13 protein-coding genes are annotated in these 14,924 nt (G+C 70.2%); 6 read left to right on the top strand and 7 right to left on the bottom strand.

What is annotated here, in order from left to right; genetic code table 11:
* Positions 1-280: 280 nt before the first annotated feature.
* A complete protein-coding gene (locus ACSHWO_RS33945; RefSeq protein ID WP_361083557.1) occupies positions 281-685 on the bottom strand; it encodes a transglycosylase SLT domain-containing protein in 405 nt (134 codons plus the stop codon).
* Positions 686-1,210: 525 nt separating this feature from the next.
* Entirely contained in the window at positions 1,211-3,043 is a 1,833-nt protein-coding gene (locus ACSHWO_RS33940; RefSeq protein ID WP_438318379.1) for a glycoside hydrolase family 15 protein, read from the bottom strand.
* 214 nt (positions 3,044-3,257) lie between these two features.
* Here ACSHWO_RS33940 and ACSHWO_RS33935 point away from each other — a divergent pair, with 214 nt between their 5' ends.
* The 3 genes from ACSHWO_RS33935 to ACSHWO_RS33925 all read left to right on the top strand — a co-directional run bounded on the left by ACSHWO_RS33935 (position 3,258) and on the right by ACSHWO_RS33925 (position 5,305).
* Positions 3,258-4,031, top strand: coding sequence for an SDR family oxidoreductase (locus ACSHWO_RS33935; protein ID WP_438318376.1), 774 nt, complete (start codon positions 3,258-3,260; stop codon positions 4,029-4,031).
* A 10-nt stretch (positions 4,032-4,041) separates the two neighbouring features.
* Complete coding sequence (locus ACSHWO_RS33930; RefSeq protein ID WP_438318373.1) at positions 4,042-4,248, top strand: hypothetical protein; 207 nt, start codon at positions 4,042-4,044, stop codon at positions 4,246-4,248.
* Between the two features lie 757 nt (positions 4,249-5,005).
* The gene (locus tag ACSHWO_RS33925; RefSeq protein WP_438318370.1) at positions 5,006-5,305 is read left to right on the top strand and encodes a DUF6342 family protein; all 300 of its coding nucleotides are present in this window, start codon (positions 5,006-5,008) and stop codon (positions 5,303-5,305) included.
* A gap of 118 nt (positions 5,306-5,423) precedes the next feature.
* Here the strand turns inward: ACSHWO_RS33925 and ACSHWO_RS33920 are convergent, their stop codons facing one another.
* Both ACSHWO_RS33920 and ACSHWO_RS33915 read right to left on the bottom strand, forming a co-directional pair.
* Positions 5,424-7,832, bottom strand: coding sequence for an ABC transporter substrate-binding protein (locus ACSHWO_RS33920; protein ID WP_438318367.1), 2,409 nt, complete (start codon positions 7,830-7,832; stop codon positions 5,424-5,426).
* A gap of 110 nt (positions 7,833-7,942) precedes the next feature.
* Positions 7,943-8,485: a GNAT family N-acetyltransferase gene (locus ACSHWO_RS33915; RefSeq protein ID WP_438318364.1), complete on the bottom strand. Its 543-nt coding sequence runs from the start codon at positions 8,483-8,485 to the stop codon at positions 7,943-7,945.
* A gap of 281 nt (positions 8,486-8,766) precedes the next feature.
* Here ACSHWO_RS33915 and ACSHWO_RS33910 point away from each other — a divergent pair, with 281 nt between their 5' ends.
* Entirely contained in the window at positions 8,767-9,855 is a 1,089-nt protein-coding gene (locus tag ACSHWO_RS33910) for an alpha/beta hydrolase (RefSeq protein WP_361099572.1), read from the top strand.
* Positions 9,856-9,976: 121 nt separating this feature from the next.
* Here ACSHWO_RS33910 and ACSHWO_RS33905 read toward each other — a convergent pair whose 3' ends face one another.
* A complete protein-coding gene (locus tag ACSHWO_RS33905; RefSeq protein WP_438318360.1) occupies positions 9,977-11,206 on the bottom strand; it encodes a GNAT family N-acetyltransferase in 1,230 nt (409 codons plus the stop codon).
* Positions 11,207-11,670: 464 nt separating this feature from the next.
* Here ACSHWO_RS33905 and ACSHWO_RS33900 point away from each other — a divergent pair, with 464 nt between their 5' ends.
* Entirely contained in the window at positions 11,671-11,892 is a 222-nt protein-coding gene (locus ACSHWO_RS33900) for a hypothetical protein (protein ID WP_438318357.1), read from the top strand.
* A 159-nt stretch (positions 11,893-12,051) separates the two neighbouring features.
* Here the strand turns inward: ACSHWO_RS33900 and ACSHWO_RS33895 are convergent, their stop codons facing one another.
* On the bottom strand, positions 12,052-12,474 hold the full coding sequence (locus ACSHWO_RS33895; RefSeq protein ID WP_438318354.1) for a MarR family winged helix-turn-helix transcriptional regulator: 423 nt from the start codon (positions 12,472-12,474) through the stop codon (positions 12,052-12,054).
* A gap of 157 nt (positions 12,475-12,631) precedes the next feature.
* Here ACSHWO_RS33895 and eno point away from each other — a divergent pair, with 157 nt between their 5' ends.
* Positions 12,632-13,930, top strand: a complete 1,299-nt coding sequence (gene eno / locus ACSHWO_RS33890; protein ID WP_438318351.1) for a phosphopyruvate hydratase — start codon at positions 12,632-12,634, stop codon at positions 13,928-13,930.
* Between the two features lie 13 nt (positions 13,931-13,943).
* On the opposite strand, the gene ACSHWO_RS33885 is transcribed toward eno, so the two are convergent.
* Positions 13,944-14,855, bottom strand: a complete 912-nt coding sequence (locus tag ACSHWO_RS33885) for a LysR family transcriptional regulator (RefSeq protein WP_438318348.1) — start codon at positions 14,853-14,855, stop codon at positions 13,944-13,946.
* Positions 14,856-14,924 lie beyond the last annotated feature (69 nt).

Here is a 14,924-nt window from a genome sequence, read left to right as displayed (position 1 = left end):
CACAACGGGCGGGGATCGACCAGTGCTACCCCGGCACCCCTGAGGTGCCGGCCGGCCGGCCACCACCTGCCTGGGCGGTTCCCCGCCGCCTCACCGGCCCGCTGCGGCAGGCCGCTGAACGCTGCCGGGTCCGCCGTCCACCGCCCAGCGTTGGGCCACCCGCCACCCAGGCACTGGAAACCGGCATGAGCGACCGGTCCTCGCCGGATACGCCGGGACGCCCGTCCGGGAGGATCCGGCCGAGCGTCGTGGCGTGTCGTGTCTGCAGCTGGTGACCGGCTTAGTACCAGTGGTTGGCCTGCCAGAAGTTCCAGGCCTGGACCGGGGAGCCGTAGCGGGAGTTCATGTAGTCCAGACCCCACTTGATCTGCGTGGCCGGGTTGGTCTTCCAGTCGGCACCGGCGGAGGCCATCTTCGACGCCGGCAGGGCCTGGACCAGGCCGTACGCGCCCGAGGAGGCGTTCGTGGCGGTGTGGTTCCAGCCGCTTTCATGGGAGACGATCTTGTCGAAGGCCGCGAACTGCGCCGGGTCCTTGATCATCTGCTGGGCGATCGCCTTGGCGCTCGTCGGGGCCGCCTGGGCGGGAACCGTGGCGAGCATGGAACCGGCGACACCCAGGGCGACGACGGAACCCGCGAGGGTCTTCTTGGAAGCGGCGATGCGGCGGATGACGGAGCGGGACACGGAAAGCCTTCCGTAGGGGACAAGGACGATCGCGGCATGCCGGGGACATGCGTGAGCCACTCACGCGAGGGAGAGGGGTTCGTCTGCGGCCCGGGGAACCCGTGCCGGCTGGCGACGCATCCAGTTCTACCGACGCCCCCACGGCCTGGCAACGACCCCGCCTACTAGGCACCCCCGTGGTCTCGGCCTTCTGCGGCGACGGCAGTGGCGGAGAGATCCGTGCAGGTGGGGCCGGCATAGGTGGGCGAGATCGGGTGCCTGAGGAGCTACTAACGCGTCTCGTATGTGACGTGGCTCCTGTGGGACGGGTCACCGCAGGAGCGCCCGGATCTCACGTGCTGTAGCTATCCGCTCGCGCGGCGGAACCGGCCGGGGACCTCGCCCCCGACGACACATCGGCAGTCGGCGTAGCCCCACGGCCCGGGCCGCTGGCGCGGCGGGTTCCCACCGGCCTCCACCTGTACGCCGACGGCCGCTGCCGCCCGCTGCGACGGGAACACGGGCGCCGCCCGGCCGCCGGTGGGCTCAGCCGAGGGCACGGTCGAGGTTGAAGGCGGCGCTGATCAACGAGAGGTGGGTGAACGCCTGGGGGAAGTTGCCGAGTTGTTCTCCGGTCCGGCCGATCTCCTCGGCGTAGAGGCCGACGTGGTTGGCGTAGGTGAGCATCTTCTCGAAGGCCAGTCGGGCCTCCTCCAGGCGTCCGGCGCGGGTGAGCGCCTCGACGTACCAGAAGGAGCAGATCGAGAACGTGCCCTCTGCACCCCGCAGGCCGTCCGGGCTGGCCGTCGGATCGTAGCGGTAGACGAGGGAGTCGGAGACCAGATCGGCGGCGAGCGCGTCCAGGGTCGAGAGCCACTTCGGGTCGGTGGGTGAGATGAACTTGGCCATCGGCATCATCAGCACGGATGCATCCAGTACGTCGTCCCCCAACCCCTGGACGAACGCCCCGCGCGTGGCCGACCAGCCCTGTCGCATGATCTGCCGGTAGATCGCGTCCCGGCTCTGCTGCCAGCGGGAGAGGTCGGCCGGCAGGCCACGCCGGTTGGCCATCCGGACGGCCCGTTCGATCGCCACCCAGCTCATCAACCGCGAGTAGACGAAGTTCCTCCGGCCGCCCCGGGTCTCCCAGACGCCCTCGTCGGGCTGGTCCCAGTGGTCGCAGAGCCAGTCGACCACGGTGCCGACCTCGTCCCAGTGATCGCTGCTGATGGGCTGCCCCCATTTGTCGTACAGGTAGACGGAATCGATCAGTGCTCCGTAGATGTCCAGTTGGAGCTGCTTGGTGGCGGCGTTGCCCACCCGTACCGGAGCCGATCCCAGGTACCCCTCGAGGTGGGGCAGCTCGGACTCCGGCAGCTCGCTCCGCCCGTCGATGCCGTACATGATCTGCAGCGGACCGGTGGGTCCGGCGCCCCGCAGGATGCCCCGGTCGGACAGGAAGCCCATGAACGCCTCGGCCTCCGAGGTGAAGCCCAGGCGGAGCATGGCGTAGACGCAGAAGGCGGCGTCGCGGACCCATACGTACCGGTAGTCCCAGTTGCGCTCACCGCCGAGCTGCTCGGGCAGGCTGGTCGTCGGAGCAGCCACGATCGCACCGGTCGGCACGTAGGTGAGCAGCTTCAGCGCCAGCGCGGAGCGGTGCACCATCTCCCGCCACCGGCCGCGGTAGCGCGAGCGGCCCAACCACCGGCCCCAGAACCTGACCGTCGCCTCGAACTGTTCCTCCGCCTCGGCGCGCGGACAGGCCCGCGGGCGGACGTCATCGCTGATCTTGTCGAGGGCGAACACCACGGACTCGCCTTCGAGGAGCTTGAAGTGCGACCACACGTCCGTGCCGTCGCACTCGAGCGGCGCGGTGGAGGTCAGCGCCAGCGAGATCGACGGAGACTCGAAGACGGCCTCATGGGCTTGCGCGCGTACGGTGTGCCGCTCGGTGCCGTAGCCGAAGCGAGGAGCTATCCGCGCCGCGAACGGAAGGGTCCCCCGAACGCATATCACCCGGCGGATCAACCGGTGCCGGGCCGTCTCGCGCGACTCGTCGACGACCGGCATGAAGTCCTGGATCTCCGCCACCCCGTCAGCGGCGTAGAACCGCGTGATCAGCACGTTGGTGTCGGGGAAGTAGAACTGCCGCGTGCGCGTCGGCACGTCGGCGGCCAGCTCGAAGGATCCGCCCCGGTCGGCGTCAAGGATCGAGGCGAACACGCTCGGCGCGTCGAAGCGCGGGCAGCAGTACCAGTCGATCGTGCCGTTGGTCCCGACGAGCGCGGCAGTGCGGAGATCACCGATCAGGCCGTGCTCGGAGATCGGCAGATAGCGTGAGCCGTCCACTCGCCCGGCTCCGTTCCCGAACTCCATGCCGGCCTCCCTACCGTTTCGCCGTGGGCAGGTGCGGGGTTCGAAGAGAACTGGTCTTTCATGTTAGATCGCCCCCTGATGCCGGCGCAGCGAGCCGGAGGACCGCTCGGACAATTGTTCGCATTGTGTCTTCCGCTTTACATACAAGGCCGAATGCGATCACTTCGGGATCATGTGTCCTGTAACGGATGCACATCCCGACGAAAGGCGCGTCATGAGGGTCGCAGTCATCGGTGGTACCGGGCTGATCGGACCGCAGATCGTCAAGATTCTCAACGCCGCCGGTCACGAGGCGGTACCCCACGCACAGTCCACCGGAGTTGACGTCATCAGCGGCCAGGGACTGGACGAGGCGGTGGCGAAAGCCGACGTCGTCGTCAACCTGACGAACTCCCCGACCTTCGACGACGCCTCTGCGGCCTTCTTCCAGACCTCGATGGACAACCTTGTGGCCGCGGCCCGGAAAGGCGGCGTCGGCCACTTCGTCATCCTCTCGATCGTCGGCGCGGACCAGGTTCCGGAGCTGGACTACTACCGGGCCAAGGTGCTCCGGGAGGACGTCCTCGCGGCCGGGCCCATCCCCTACTCGATCGTCCGGGCAACGCAGTTCATGGAGTTCGTGGCCGCCGTCCTGTCCTGGACCACCGACGGCGACACCGTCCGGTTGCCCAGCACGCCGATCCAGCCGATCGCCTCCAAGGACGTGGCCGACGCGGTGGCGGAGATCTGGGCGCAACAGTCTGCTGAGGCGCCCGTTCACAGCGAGCGGGAGCTGGAGAGCCGTGGCGTGGGTCAGCCGTGGTCCTCCCACTCCGCTCTGCAGAACCGCGGGAGCGGCGTGTGTGCTGGTTCCGGTCGGGAGGCTGCGCAAGCATGGCTGTATGCCGATGTGGATCCGCGTGTCCGACGAAGACCTCGATCTGTGGCAGTACTTCGAAGGCGACGGGGGAGGGCAAGTAACACGGCAGGTGGATCTGCGCGGCCGTGACGGCACTCCGGTGACCGCCGCCTCCCTGGACGAGGTGCTGCGGTTCCAGGAGCGGTCGGACATCGACACGATGAGCCGCTACCAGCAGCGATACGGTGCGATCGCCGAAGGCCGGCTCACGATTCGGGACGGAGCGCGGCGGGGCGGTGAGATTTCGGCGGAGGAGTTCGAGCGGGTCTGGCTGGACGCCCGACGCGCCCTCGGCTCCACACCCTGAGATCGGCGTGGGTGATCGTGCGCTTCCGGCTCCATCCGACGGAGAAGACGCGGGTAGCCCGCATCCATGCTGCGGCGCCCCGCCCGGCAGTCTTCGGAGCCGGGCGGGGCGCCGCTGTGCGCCGGGCGTGTTACAGCAGGGCGATCGAACTCGCCCGGTCGTTCATCGCGCCCGAGGTACGAGAAGGCTCTGGCAACACCGTGGGTACTTCCGTCTCCAGCCGCATGGGCCAATTGCCGCGGTTCAGCGCGGGATGCGTGGCGCTATGCGTGGTTGTTGACCTGCCGGACTCCTGCGCACTTCAACGGCTTCCGCTGACGGCTGTTCACGGTTCGCCGTCTTCCGCGCTGACCTGCGCAAGGCCGTTCCATGGGACCAGTGCACGAGCCCGGCGCCCCTGGGAGCGGTGGTGGACGGAGCCGCTCGAAGCGCCGGCAGCCTGCGCGACCTCCGCCGGGTTACGGCCGCCGAATCCCTCGGGCCGCCCGGCACAAACGGCACACCACGAAAAGCAGACGCCACAGCCGACTCGATCAAGAATGGTCACTTCCGATACGAAGTGAACGTTTTTGAAGTTTGATCCCTACAGATGACCGAGCTGTATAGGCTTTTGATCGGTTCGGGTGATGCCGCTGTCACCCGACCGAGGAAGTTCTTTCACTGGGGAGCGGGCACGTCCTGACGGGCTTCTTGCACGGAACGACGCGGCCGGAGCCCGCGAGGCGGAAACAGCCCGCCCAACTCGAGGGGAAGCCTCATGGCTGAGATCGATCTCGGACTGGCGTCGGACTGGGACGAGGGTGACACCCACGGCCGCATCAAGCTGCGGCAGAACCAGACCTACCCGAACTCGCCCAAGAAGGACGTGCTCATCAGCTCCCCGGTGAGCATCGAGCTGTCGGTGAACACGAACTACTCCAGCTCCCAAGAGGCGGACAAGATCTACTTCACGACCCACCACGGCTCGACGAAGAAGATCATCGCCGTGCTCGACTCCGACGGCAACCTGCACATCGCCGGTCGTCTGATCACGGACCAGAAGGACCTGTCGTACTGAGCAGCGACACGGGCATGACGGGCGTCCGGGCGTTCCAGCCCGCCTGACGGCCGGGGGCGGTGACGGATCGACATCTGTCGCCGCCTCCGGCATGCGCGGACGGTCTGCCCCGTCGGGTTCAGCGTGCGGCCGGTCCGCTCGTCACGGACGCCCAACTGCCGCCGGTCACCGCGTACACCGTCAGCTGACGGGTGACTGCGTCGCCGCTCCCGTCGAAGGCGACGCGGCCGGTGACTCCGCCGAAATCCAGCCGCGCCACGGCCGGTGGCAGCTTCGCCCGGGCGTCGCCGGGGAGGGAGCCGCCGTTGGCCGTCACGACCGTCTTCACCGCCTCGATGAGGGCCCAGGTCGCGTCGTACGCGTACGGCCCGTACCAGCCGGCCGCTTCCGGATAGCCCGCCTTCCGGTACCGGGCGAGGAAGTCCTGGCCGGCCGCCGATCCCTCGGCGGGCACGCCGATGTTGGTCGCGAGGTCGCCCTCGGCCTTCGGGTTCGTCGTGAGGTACTGCTGGTCGAAGATGCCGTCGCCCCCCATCAGGGGGACGGTGACGCCCGCCTGCTCGAGCTGCTGGGAGAGCGGTGCTGCGGTGTCGTAGTACCCACCGAAGTAGACGGCTTCCGCTCCCGAGGACCGCACTCTTTCTGCAAGGCCCGCGAAGGCGCGTTCCGCGGGATCGACCTGCTCGGTACCCACGACGGTCCCGCCGAGCTTCGTGAATTCGGCCGTGAGACCCGAGGTGAGGGCGGTGCCGTGGGCACTCGCGTCGTTCACCACGTACAGCTTGGTCTTCTTCGCCTCGCCGTGCAGGTACCGGGCGGCGAACGGCCCCTGGTCGACGTCCGTTGCGATGGTGCGGAAGTAGGTGGGGTAGGGACGCGTCCTGGTGCCGGAGGCCCAGGCGGGTCCCAGCGTGAGCACCGGGTCGGTGTTGCCCGGCGACACGACGGCCATGTTCGCCCGGGAGAGCGGCGCCACCAGCGTCTTGGCGACGCCGGAGTTGAGGGGGCCGACCACTCCCACGACCTGCTCGTCGGACACGAAGCGGGCGGCGTTGGACGCACCCTTGGCGGGGTCGGCCGCGTCGTCCAGGGCCTTGATCTCGAAGTTCACCCCGGGGACGTGCCCGGTTTCGTTGGCGGTCCTGGCCGCCAGCTCGGCCGAGTTCCTGATGCCGACGCCCATGGAGGACAGCCCGCCGCTGAGCGGTGCGTCCACCCCGATCACCACGGTGGTGGAGGAAGCCGCCGACCCGCTGCCGCCCGCCCCGCGCCCGTGATGCGTGTCCTCGTCACGGGTGAGGGTCCAGGTGAGGACGGAGCCCGTGGCGAGCGTGGCGAGGACGGCGGCCAGGACCACGGAGCGCCGGGTGGGGGGCCGCCGCCGGGTGGACGCCCGCTCGCCGTCTCCCCTCCCGGGGGTGCCCCCCTGCGTGACCGGCCCTTCGGCAGGGGGCACGGGCGGGGCGGTCGGCCGGGCCGGCAGGGGGCGCTGCGGGGCGCCCACTGCGGATCCGGAGTCCAGGACCGTCCGGGTCTGCGGTGACGGCGTCGTCGACGGCGGTTGCTGCTCCGGCGCCGTTGGAGCGGGAGCGGGCGTCCCGGCGTCCGGTGCCGGTACGGGGGTCGACCGCGGGTCGGGAGTGCGCGGGTCGGGAGTGCGCGGGGAAGCCGGCTCGGAGGCGGATCCGCGGGGGCCGGGCGCGGAGGACCGCAGTACGGATGCCAGCATCGCGGCCGCTTCGCCGGCACTCACGCGCTGCGCGGGGTCCTTGGTGAGGAGTGCGTCCAGCACGGGTGCGAGCGGGCCGGCGTGGACCGCCGGCCGATGGGGTCGGGTGAAGACCGCCACGGCGAGGGCACGGAGCCCCTCCGCATCGAACGGCGGGTGCCCCTCGACGGCGTGGTACAGGGTCGCGCCGAGCGCCCACAGGTCGTTGGCGGGGGTCGGGCGCTTGCCCTCCAGCTGCTCCGGCGGCATGTAGTGCGGCGTGCCGATGACGATCCCGCTGTGGCTCAGCTTGGTCGTGGCGTCCGCGAGGTGGGCGATGCCGAAGTCGGTCAGGACGACGCGGTCCTTGGCCAGGAGCACGTTGTCCGGCTTGATGTCACGATGGATGATCCGCGCCCTGTGCGCCTCGGCCAGCGCGTCGAGCACGGCGGCGCCGATCTCGGCCACCCGCTGGACGGGCAGTCGCCCCCCGCTGCGGAGGACAGCGGCCAGGGACTGCCCGCGGACCAACTCCATCACGATGACGGGGGCACCCTCGTGCTCCACGACGTCATGGATCGTGATGATCCCGGAGTGGCTGAGGGTGACCGCTGCGCGAGCCTCGCCGATGAACCGCCGGAGCAGCGCTGTGCGATCGGCGGCCTCCATGCCTGGCGGGAAAAGGATCTCCTTGACCGCCACCTCACGTCCGAAGAGGTGCTGGTCGAGGCCACGCCACACCCGGCCCATACCACCCTGGCCGATGCGTTCGACCAGCTGGTACCGGCCGGCGATGAGTTCGGGGTTCTGCTCGGTCACGCGCACACTCTAGGTCCTGCCGAGCCGATCAGGTGGCGAGAATTTGGCTTGATCACACCCATCACGAGTGCCCCTGCCGAGCCGGACCAGGCGTGCGCGCGCGAACCGGGTCAGGGGCGGTCCAGACCCCAGGTCTGGAGGGAGTAGGGCCGCCCCTTCTCCTCACCCGTGATGAGCGGCACGTCGAGCAGCCTGAAGCCCGCCCTGGTGGCGACGGCGACGCTGGCCGCGTTCTCGGCTTCCAGTTCCAGGATCACCTGCTCGGCACCCAGCTGCTCGAAGGCGTACGAGGCCATCACCCGCACCGCCCGCGCCGCAAGCCCCTGGCCGCGGTGCGCCGGGCCGACGGCGTACCCGAGCTCCGTGCCTTCGGGAGCGCGCCGCAGCATCACCTCGCCGAGCGGCGCGCCACCGTCGACGGTGATGGCGAGCAGGATGGTCGTGCCCTCCGCCCGGAGCCGCCGGCTCCGGACCAGTCGTGCGTCGGCGGCGGCAGCGTCGAAGGGCGAGACGATGGGCGTCCAGTAGGCGATGTCGGCGTGGTCGAACAGCTCGGGCATCGCGGCCAGGTCCGCCTCGGTCCAGTCGCGCAGGACGAGACCTTCCCCGGATATCTCGATCCGCTCGGGAAAGGACGAAGTGGCGCCGCTCATGGTGGGTGACCCTCCTTGGCCTGTACAGGACGAGGCAGGATAGCCGGAGGCAGGCGAGGTCCCACCAGCGATTTTCCCCGACCTCCCCTCCTGTGTCCTGCGTCCTGCGGCGTGCGCGGTGAGCCGCGGCGGCGGGGGACGGCGGCTTGGGCACACTCATTTGAAGCCTAAACGACATTTGTTGCATATTTTTGCAACCCGACGGTCGAGAAACGCCTCCAAAGAGGAGGACCCACAAGTTCTGCCCACCCAGGGCAGCCGCACCGTTCGGAGCGAAGTTCGTGCACGATTACTCGCAGTCGCAGCAGCCGAGGCGATCCCGCAGGAAGGTGTGGATCGGCTCCGCGGTGGCCGTGGCCCTGCTCGCCGGCTCCTGCGCCGGGTTGATCTACTGGACGACGGACTGGTTCGACGGGAACGGCGAATCCGTCAGCTACGCGAAGCCCTCCACCGGAACGGAGAAGGGCAAGGAGACCGGCAGCGGGAAGCAGGCAGCCGCGCCGAGCGCGGACCCGGACGTGTCCCTCCCCACGGGTCCCTTCGCCGACTTCAAGCAGACGGTCAAACTGGACGACGGCACCCGCATATCCAAGGCCCGGATCAAGGGCGCCAAGTCCGGGTTCGAAGGCAGCGTCTGGGTGTGGACGCCCAAGGAGTACGACCGCCCCGAGTACGCGAAGAGCGCCTTCCCGGTCATGATCGCACTCCCCGGAGGCAACGGGAACGCCGACAACTACTGGGCGACCCTGCCGAAGCTGGGCCTCCAGGAGGCCATAGCCCAGGGCGCCGCAGCAGGCAAGAACCTCCCGTTCATCCTGGTCATGCCGATCCTCAACCCGGACAACAAGTACTACTACGACGGCTCCGACATCCCGGGCCAGGCCAAGATGGGCACCTGGATCGGCGAGGACGTGCCCGACCTCGCCCGGGCCAACTTCCGCACCTACAAGTCCCGCGAGGGCTGGGCCTTCATGGGCAACTCCTCCGGTGCCTTCGTCGGCCTCAAGCAGCTCCTGCAGAAGCCGGACCGCTTCCGGGCCGTCATCGCCAACGGCGGCGAGATCGTCCCGGACTCCCCGCTCTGGAAGGGCCATCAGGCGGAAATGGACGCGAACAACCCGGAGAAACTCGCCCCGAAGCTGATCACCGACAAGGGCCCCGAGGTGAACGTCTTCTTCCAGTACGGCACCAAGGAGGGCGGCCGCGACCGGATGGAGAAGTTCCAGCAGCAGTTCGGCAAGGGCCCGATCAAGGTCACGATCCACGAGATCCAGGGCGGCGACCACAACGGCTGGGACTACGTCCGAGGCATGAAGGAAGGCCCCCTGGAAGAGCTCAGCAAGCTGATGAAGGGCCCGAAGCCGCAATAAGGACAGGTGGACGGGCTCGGCGCGCCCGTCCACCGAGGGGAGGACGGGCCGCCGGAGGCTCGTACCCCGCCGGACGAGACCTGTGCGGGGTCTGCGCGCGTGGTCAGAACCAGTCGCGTGGTCAGAACCAGTGCAGGCAGTGCGGGGAGCGCTCGGCGCGGAACAGGGCGTCGGCGAGGGTGGCCGCGCCGGGGCGGTGGGCCCGGACGTGTCCGGCGCTCACGAGCGTGCTCGGGGCGGTACCACCGAGGTAGACCGAGCCCAGGTCGCTGACGTCCAGGGACAGGTCAGGCTCCCGGTCCGTGGCGACGCAGTCCGCCTTGCCGTCCCGGACGGTCAGCAGGTAGCGGCCCTGTTCCCCGAGGAACGGGTCGTCGACGTCGAGGACGAGCTCGCCGTCCGTGAACCAGCCGCGCGCGGTCAGCGCACGCGGGACGTCCAGCAGCCGCACCCACAGCCAGTCGGTGTCGCCGCTCACCTCGCCCGCGCGGAAGTCAGCAAGCTGCCAACGCAGCGCGTGGCCGGGCGGGACGTGCTTGAACACGACCTTGGTGACCAGGTCGTGTTCAAGCACGAACCGTGCCAGGGCCGTGAAGACGGCGTCGTCGGTGGCGATGGTCTCGTCGACCGTCAGGGTGCCGGACTCCACCGAGTAGCTGGCGTACCCGTCCGGGACGCCGTCGGGGTCACGGTGGACGGCGACGTGACGCGGCGCCGGAGAGACCGGGGGCTGCCCCGCGCGCAAGGCCCACCAGCGGTGCGGCCGGGACAGCGCGCCGGGCTGGGCGCGCCGGTACCGGTCGTAGACCTCCTCCAGGATCTCGCCGCACTGGGTACGCCGCAGCAGCTCGACCGAGCCGGTGTCCGACCCGGTCGCCGGGGCGCCGGCCGTTCCACGCGCCCTGGGGAGGGAGAACGCGGCCTGGTGGCGCGGAACCGTCAGCCGCTGCGTGTAGGTCGCCGGCCCGTAGCCGAATCTGCCGTAGATCGGGGCCTCGGAGGCCAGCAGCACGGAGAGGAACTCCCCACGGGCCCGCAGTTCGGCGAGCTGATGCCGCATCATCGCGCTGAGCACGCCGCGGCGCCGGTGCGAGGGCAGGACGCCGACGGCGGTGACTCCGGCGGCCGGCACGAGGGTCTCACCGGGAAGGGTGAGCTCGAAGGAGTACGCGGCCGCGGTGCCGACGGGCCGCCCGTCCGCCGTGCTGGCCAGCAGGCAGCGGTCCGCTTCGAGCGCCGACCACCAGAGCCCGCCGCCCTCGATCGGGGTTTCCGGGAAGCGCCCGAACGCTGCATGGACCGTGTCGACGAAGACGTCGAGGTCCTCATTCGTCGTGGGACGGATCTCCATTGCTGCCACTGCCTCCTCGCAATACCGGCACCACGGCTCATGGTGTCCGGCCACAGTGCAACGTCGACCCGTGGCCGGGGCAAGCGAATTACGGCCGGACCGCGGCCACATCGGCGGTCGCCACCCGCGGCCCGACCGGCATCACCGGCACCTGCTCAGCCGCTGGGCCGAGCCGGCACGTGATCCGAAGTCGACCTGCTGTGGAGAATTGTCACTGTGCGCCGGGGGGGTGATGAGGGGGAGGTAGGAAAGTTCGCTCTTTGTAGCCGCTCGGGCCCAGGTCACCCGCGACAACTGCCATGACGTTCGCCGTGCTTTCCTCCGCGATCCGCTGTTCCGCGAGACGATGCTCCACGCGGACCGGGAACGCGACTGGTGGATGTTCCACGACGTCCCGTGGCAGACGCCGGACTCACCGTCGGGGGCATGCGGCGCGGGCTGCGACCGTCGACGGGTACCAGGTGGTGAAGCTGCCGAACGCGAACGTGCCGAACCTCCAGCGGCGGACGGTGTACTGCCCGGCGGGGAAGATCGCCGTCGGCGGCGGTGCCGAGGCACAGGGCGACGACGCCGTCCTGGTCGCTTCGTTCCCGACGGATGACGGGCGGGGCTGGATCGGTCTCGGACGTCAGAACGCGTACAGCAGCGTGGGCCTCTCTGTCTGCGCGATCTGCGCATACGCCTGATCTCCCGCACGGCCGCTGCAGCCCGCTCTCCGTCGAGGGCGGGGTGCAGCGCTGTCCGGCAGCCCCTCTGGTCAAGGGCCGACCGGGCCTCAAGGAGGGTTCGCCCTTGGGGTCGGCGGCGGCTAGTGCCGTGACCCGAAGGGTCTGCCGGACACGGAACTAGCGCGCGGCCAGCCGCTCCATCAGGGCCGCGCTGCGAGCGAGCAGCTCCCGTTCGGCTGGCGTCAGCTCGGCGTCGATGGCCAGGGCCAGCCATCCGGCCCTGCGGCCGCGCTCCGCTTCCAGCGCGACCCGGCCGGCCTCCGACAGCTCCAGCAGGGTCTTGCGACCGTCCGTGGGGTGGGCCCGGCGGGTGACCAGCCCCTGCTCGACGAGGAGGCCGACCGCACGGGCCATCGACTGCGGCCGCACGCGCTGATCGGCCGCGAGATCGCTGGTGGTCATGGCGCCGTCGCGGTCCAGAACGCCGAGCACGGCGACCTGCCCGTGCGGGATCCGGTCCTCGTGCTTCACGCGCCGCGTCAGCTTGCCCATCGCAATACGCAGTTCGGCGGCGACGGTGGCGGCATCCGGGGAGGTCATAGGGCACTTTAACCCGGAAAGGCCATTGCACAGCCGAACTGAACAGCAGGACTGAACAGCAAGACTGAACAGCATTGCTGTACAGTTTCGCGACGTCGGGCCGAGCGCCAGCGTCGTCGCAGCCGGGGCCCGGCAGACGACCACGGGAAGGACCCCCATGCCCGCACGCCGAGACGAGCCGACCACCGTCCGCAGCGTCACCGCCCGCGCCGTCCTCGACAGCCGCGGAAACCCCACCGTCGAGGTCGACGTCGTCCTCGCCGACGGATCCCTGGGACGCGCCGCCGTCCCCTCCGGCGCCTCCACCGGCGCCCGCGAAGCCGTGGAACTGCGCGACGGCGACCCCCGGCGTTGGCACGGCCGGGGTGTCGAACGCGCCGTGGCCCACGTGAAGGGCGAGATCGCGGATGCCGTGACAGGGCGCAACGCCGACGACCAGGCCGGCCTCGACGCCGCGCTCGTCGCGCTCGACGGCACGCCCACCAAGGCGCGGCTCGGCGCCAACGCCCTGCTCGGCGTGTCCCTCGCCACCGCGAAGGCCGCCGCCCACTCGCACCGCCAGCCGCTGTACCGCTACCTGGGCGGGGTCGACGCCCGCGTGCTTCCGGTACCGATGATGAACATCGTCAACGGCGGCGCCCACGCCGACAATCCGCTGGACTTCCAGGAGTTCATGATCGCGCCGCTGGGTGCGGGGTCCTTCGCGGAGGCCGTCCGGATGGGATCCGAGGTCTTCCACACGCTCCGCCGCGACCTGCTGGCTGCGGGCCACTCCACGGGCGTCGGCGACGAGGGCGGCTTCGCGCCCGCGCTGCGTACGGCCGAGGAGGCGCTCGACTTCGTCATGGCCGCGATCGAGAGGACCGGCTACCGGCCCGGCGCGGACGTCGGCCTCGTCATGGACCCGGCGTCGTCGGAGTTCTACCGTGACGGGGTGTACGCGTACGCGGGAGAGGGCGTCCGGCGTACGTCCGCCGAGCAGGTCGACTACCTCGCCAAGCTGATCGACGCGTACCCGATCCTCTCGGTGGAGGACCCGATGGCCGAGGACGACCTCGACGGGTGGCGCGAGCTGACCGCACGGGTCGGGGACAGGTGCCAGCTGACCGGGGACGACGTGTTCTGCACCAACGAGGCCCTGGTACGGGAAGGCATCCGCACGGGCGTGGGGAACGCCGTGCTGATCAAGGTCAACCAGATCGGCACGCTGACCGAGGCGCTCGGAACGGTCGGCACTGCGCGGAGGGCCGGCTGGGCAGCGGTCATGTCCCACCGCTCCGGCGAGACGGAGGACACGACCATTGCGGATCTGGCCGTCGCCACCGGGTGCGGGCAGATCAAGACCGGGTCCTTGTCCCGATCGGACCGCACGGCGAAGTACAACCAGCTCATCCGGATCGAGGAGGAGCTGGGGGCCTCCGCGACGTACGGATACGCCGCCGCGCCCTCCGCGTAGGAAGCCCAGAAGCTCAATCGGGAGGCGGAGTCCTGGTCGGTGCCGTTTCCGGCTCCACGCCGTGCAGGGCCGCCAGGAGATGCCGCAGGGCCGGATCGGGTGGCCCCGGACGGACGGCCAAGGACGTCGTCACCCTCAGGCCGGCGAGCGGGCGCAGCACCACCCGGGGGATGGACGGCAGGCCGTGGACCTCGTAGAAGACGGTCCATGAGGGCTCGTGAGCCGTGCCGATCGCCGTGAGCGTGGCCTGGAGGCCGGTGAAGGGAGGACCTGCCGGCGGCATGGCGCCTGCGCTGCGGCACGCGTCGCTGATCAGATCGTGGAAGTAGGGGTTGTCCGGGCGCGGGGCGAGACGAAGGGGAAGCCCCGCCAACCGGGCCAGGTCCAGGCTGGGTTCGGCCGACAGCGGATGGCCTTGGGGCAGGGCGACATGGAGCGGGTCGCTCCACAGGGGCAGCAACTCGAGGCCGGCGGCCCCCGGCACGGCCCGTACCAGAGCGGCGTCGAGCTCCCCGGCGCGTACGGCGGCCAGCCGGTCGGCAACCGGAAGCCGCTGCAGCCGTACCTGGAGCCGGGGCGCGGACACGGCGAGCAGCGCCAGGGCGCGGCCCAGCCGGTCCCGGGGGCCGTGGACGCCACCGATGCGCAGCATGCCGTCATCCCCCGCGGTGATGTCGGCGGCCACCCGCACCGTGCGGTCGGCAGCCGCCAGGACCGCGCGGGCCTCCGGGAGCATCCGCTCGCCCGCGGCGGAGAGCCGCACCCGCCGGGTGGTGCGCTCGAAGAGGCCCACGCCCCAGGCGCGTTCGAGCCGGGCGATCTGCTGACTGACGGCTGACGGGACGATGCCCAACTGTTCCGCGGCCCGTCCGAAGCCGCCTTGTTCGGCGACCGCCACGAAGTACCTGAGCTGCCTCAGCTCCACCCGTCCGCCTCCCGAGCGATTCGTCACGACCGGTGATCTCTGTCTTCCCCAACCGACTGTGGATCACGG

This window comes from Streptomyces pallidus (ex Mingjun et al. 2026) (assembly GCF_051550185.1).
Classification (GTDB): Bacteria; Actinomycetota; Actinomycetes; order Streptomycetales; family Streptomycetaceae; genus Streptomyces.
The sequence above is the reverse complement of the archived record's forward strand: the minus strand, read 5'-3'. Positions and strand labels throughout refer to the sequence as shown.

Excerpts from the sequence above, each read along its gene's own strand:
- ACSHWO_RS33925 (WP_438318370.1), top strand. The coding sequence starts at position 5,006 with ATGGCTGAGATCGATCTCGGACTGGCGTCGGACTGGGACGAGGGTGAC.
- ACSHWO_RS33905 (WP_438318360.1), bottom strand. The coding sequence starts at position 11,206 with ATGGAGATCCGTCCCACGACGAATGAGGACCTCGACGTCTTCGTCGAC.
- ACSHWO_RS33935 (WP_438318376.1), top strand. The coding sequence starts at position 3,258 with ATGAGGGTCGCAGTCATCGGTGGTACCGGGCTGATCGGACCGCAGATC.
- ACSHWO_RS33895 (WP_438318354.1), bottom strand. The coding sequence starts at position 12,474 with ATGACCTCCCCGGATGCCGCCACCGTCGCCGCCGAACTGCGTATTGCG.
- ACSHWO_RS33915 (WP_438318364.1), bottom strand. The coding sequence starts at position 8,485 with ATGAGCGGCGCCACTTCGTCCTTTCCCGAGCGGATCGAGATATCCGGG.
- ACSHWO_RS33940 (WP_438318379.1), bottom strand. The coding sequence starts at position 3,043 with ATGGAGTTCGGGAACGGAGCCGGGCGAGTGGACGGCTCACGCTATCTG.
- eno (WP_438318351.1), top strand. The coding sequence starts at position 12,632 with ATGCCCGCACGCCGAGACGAGCCGACCACCGTCCGCAGCGTCACCGCC.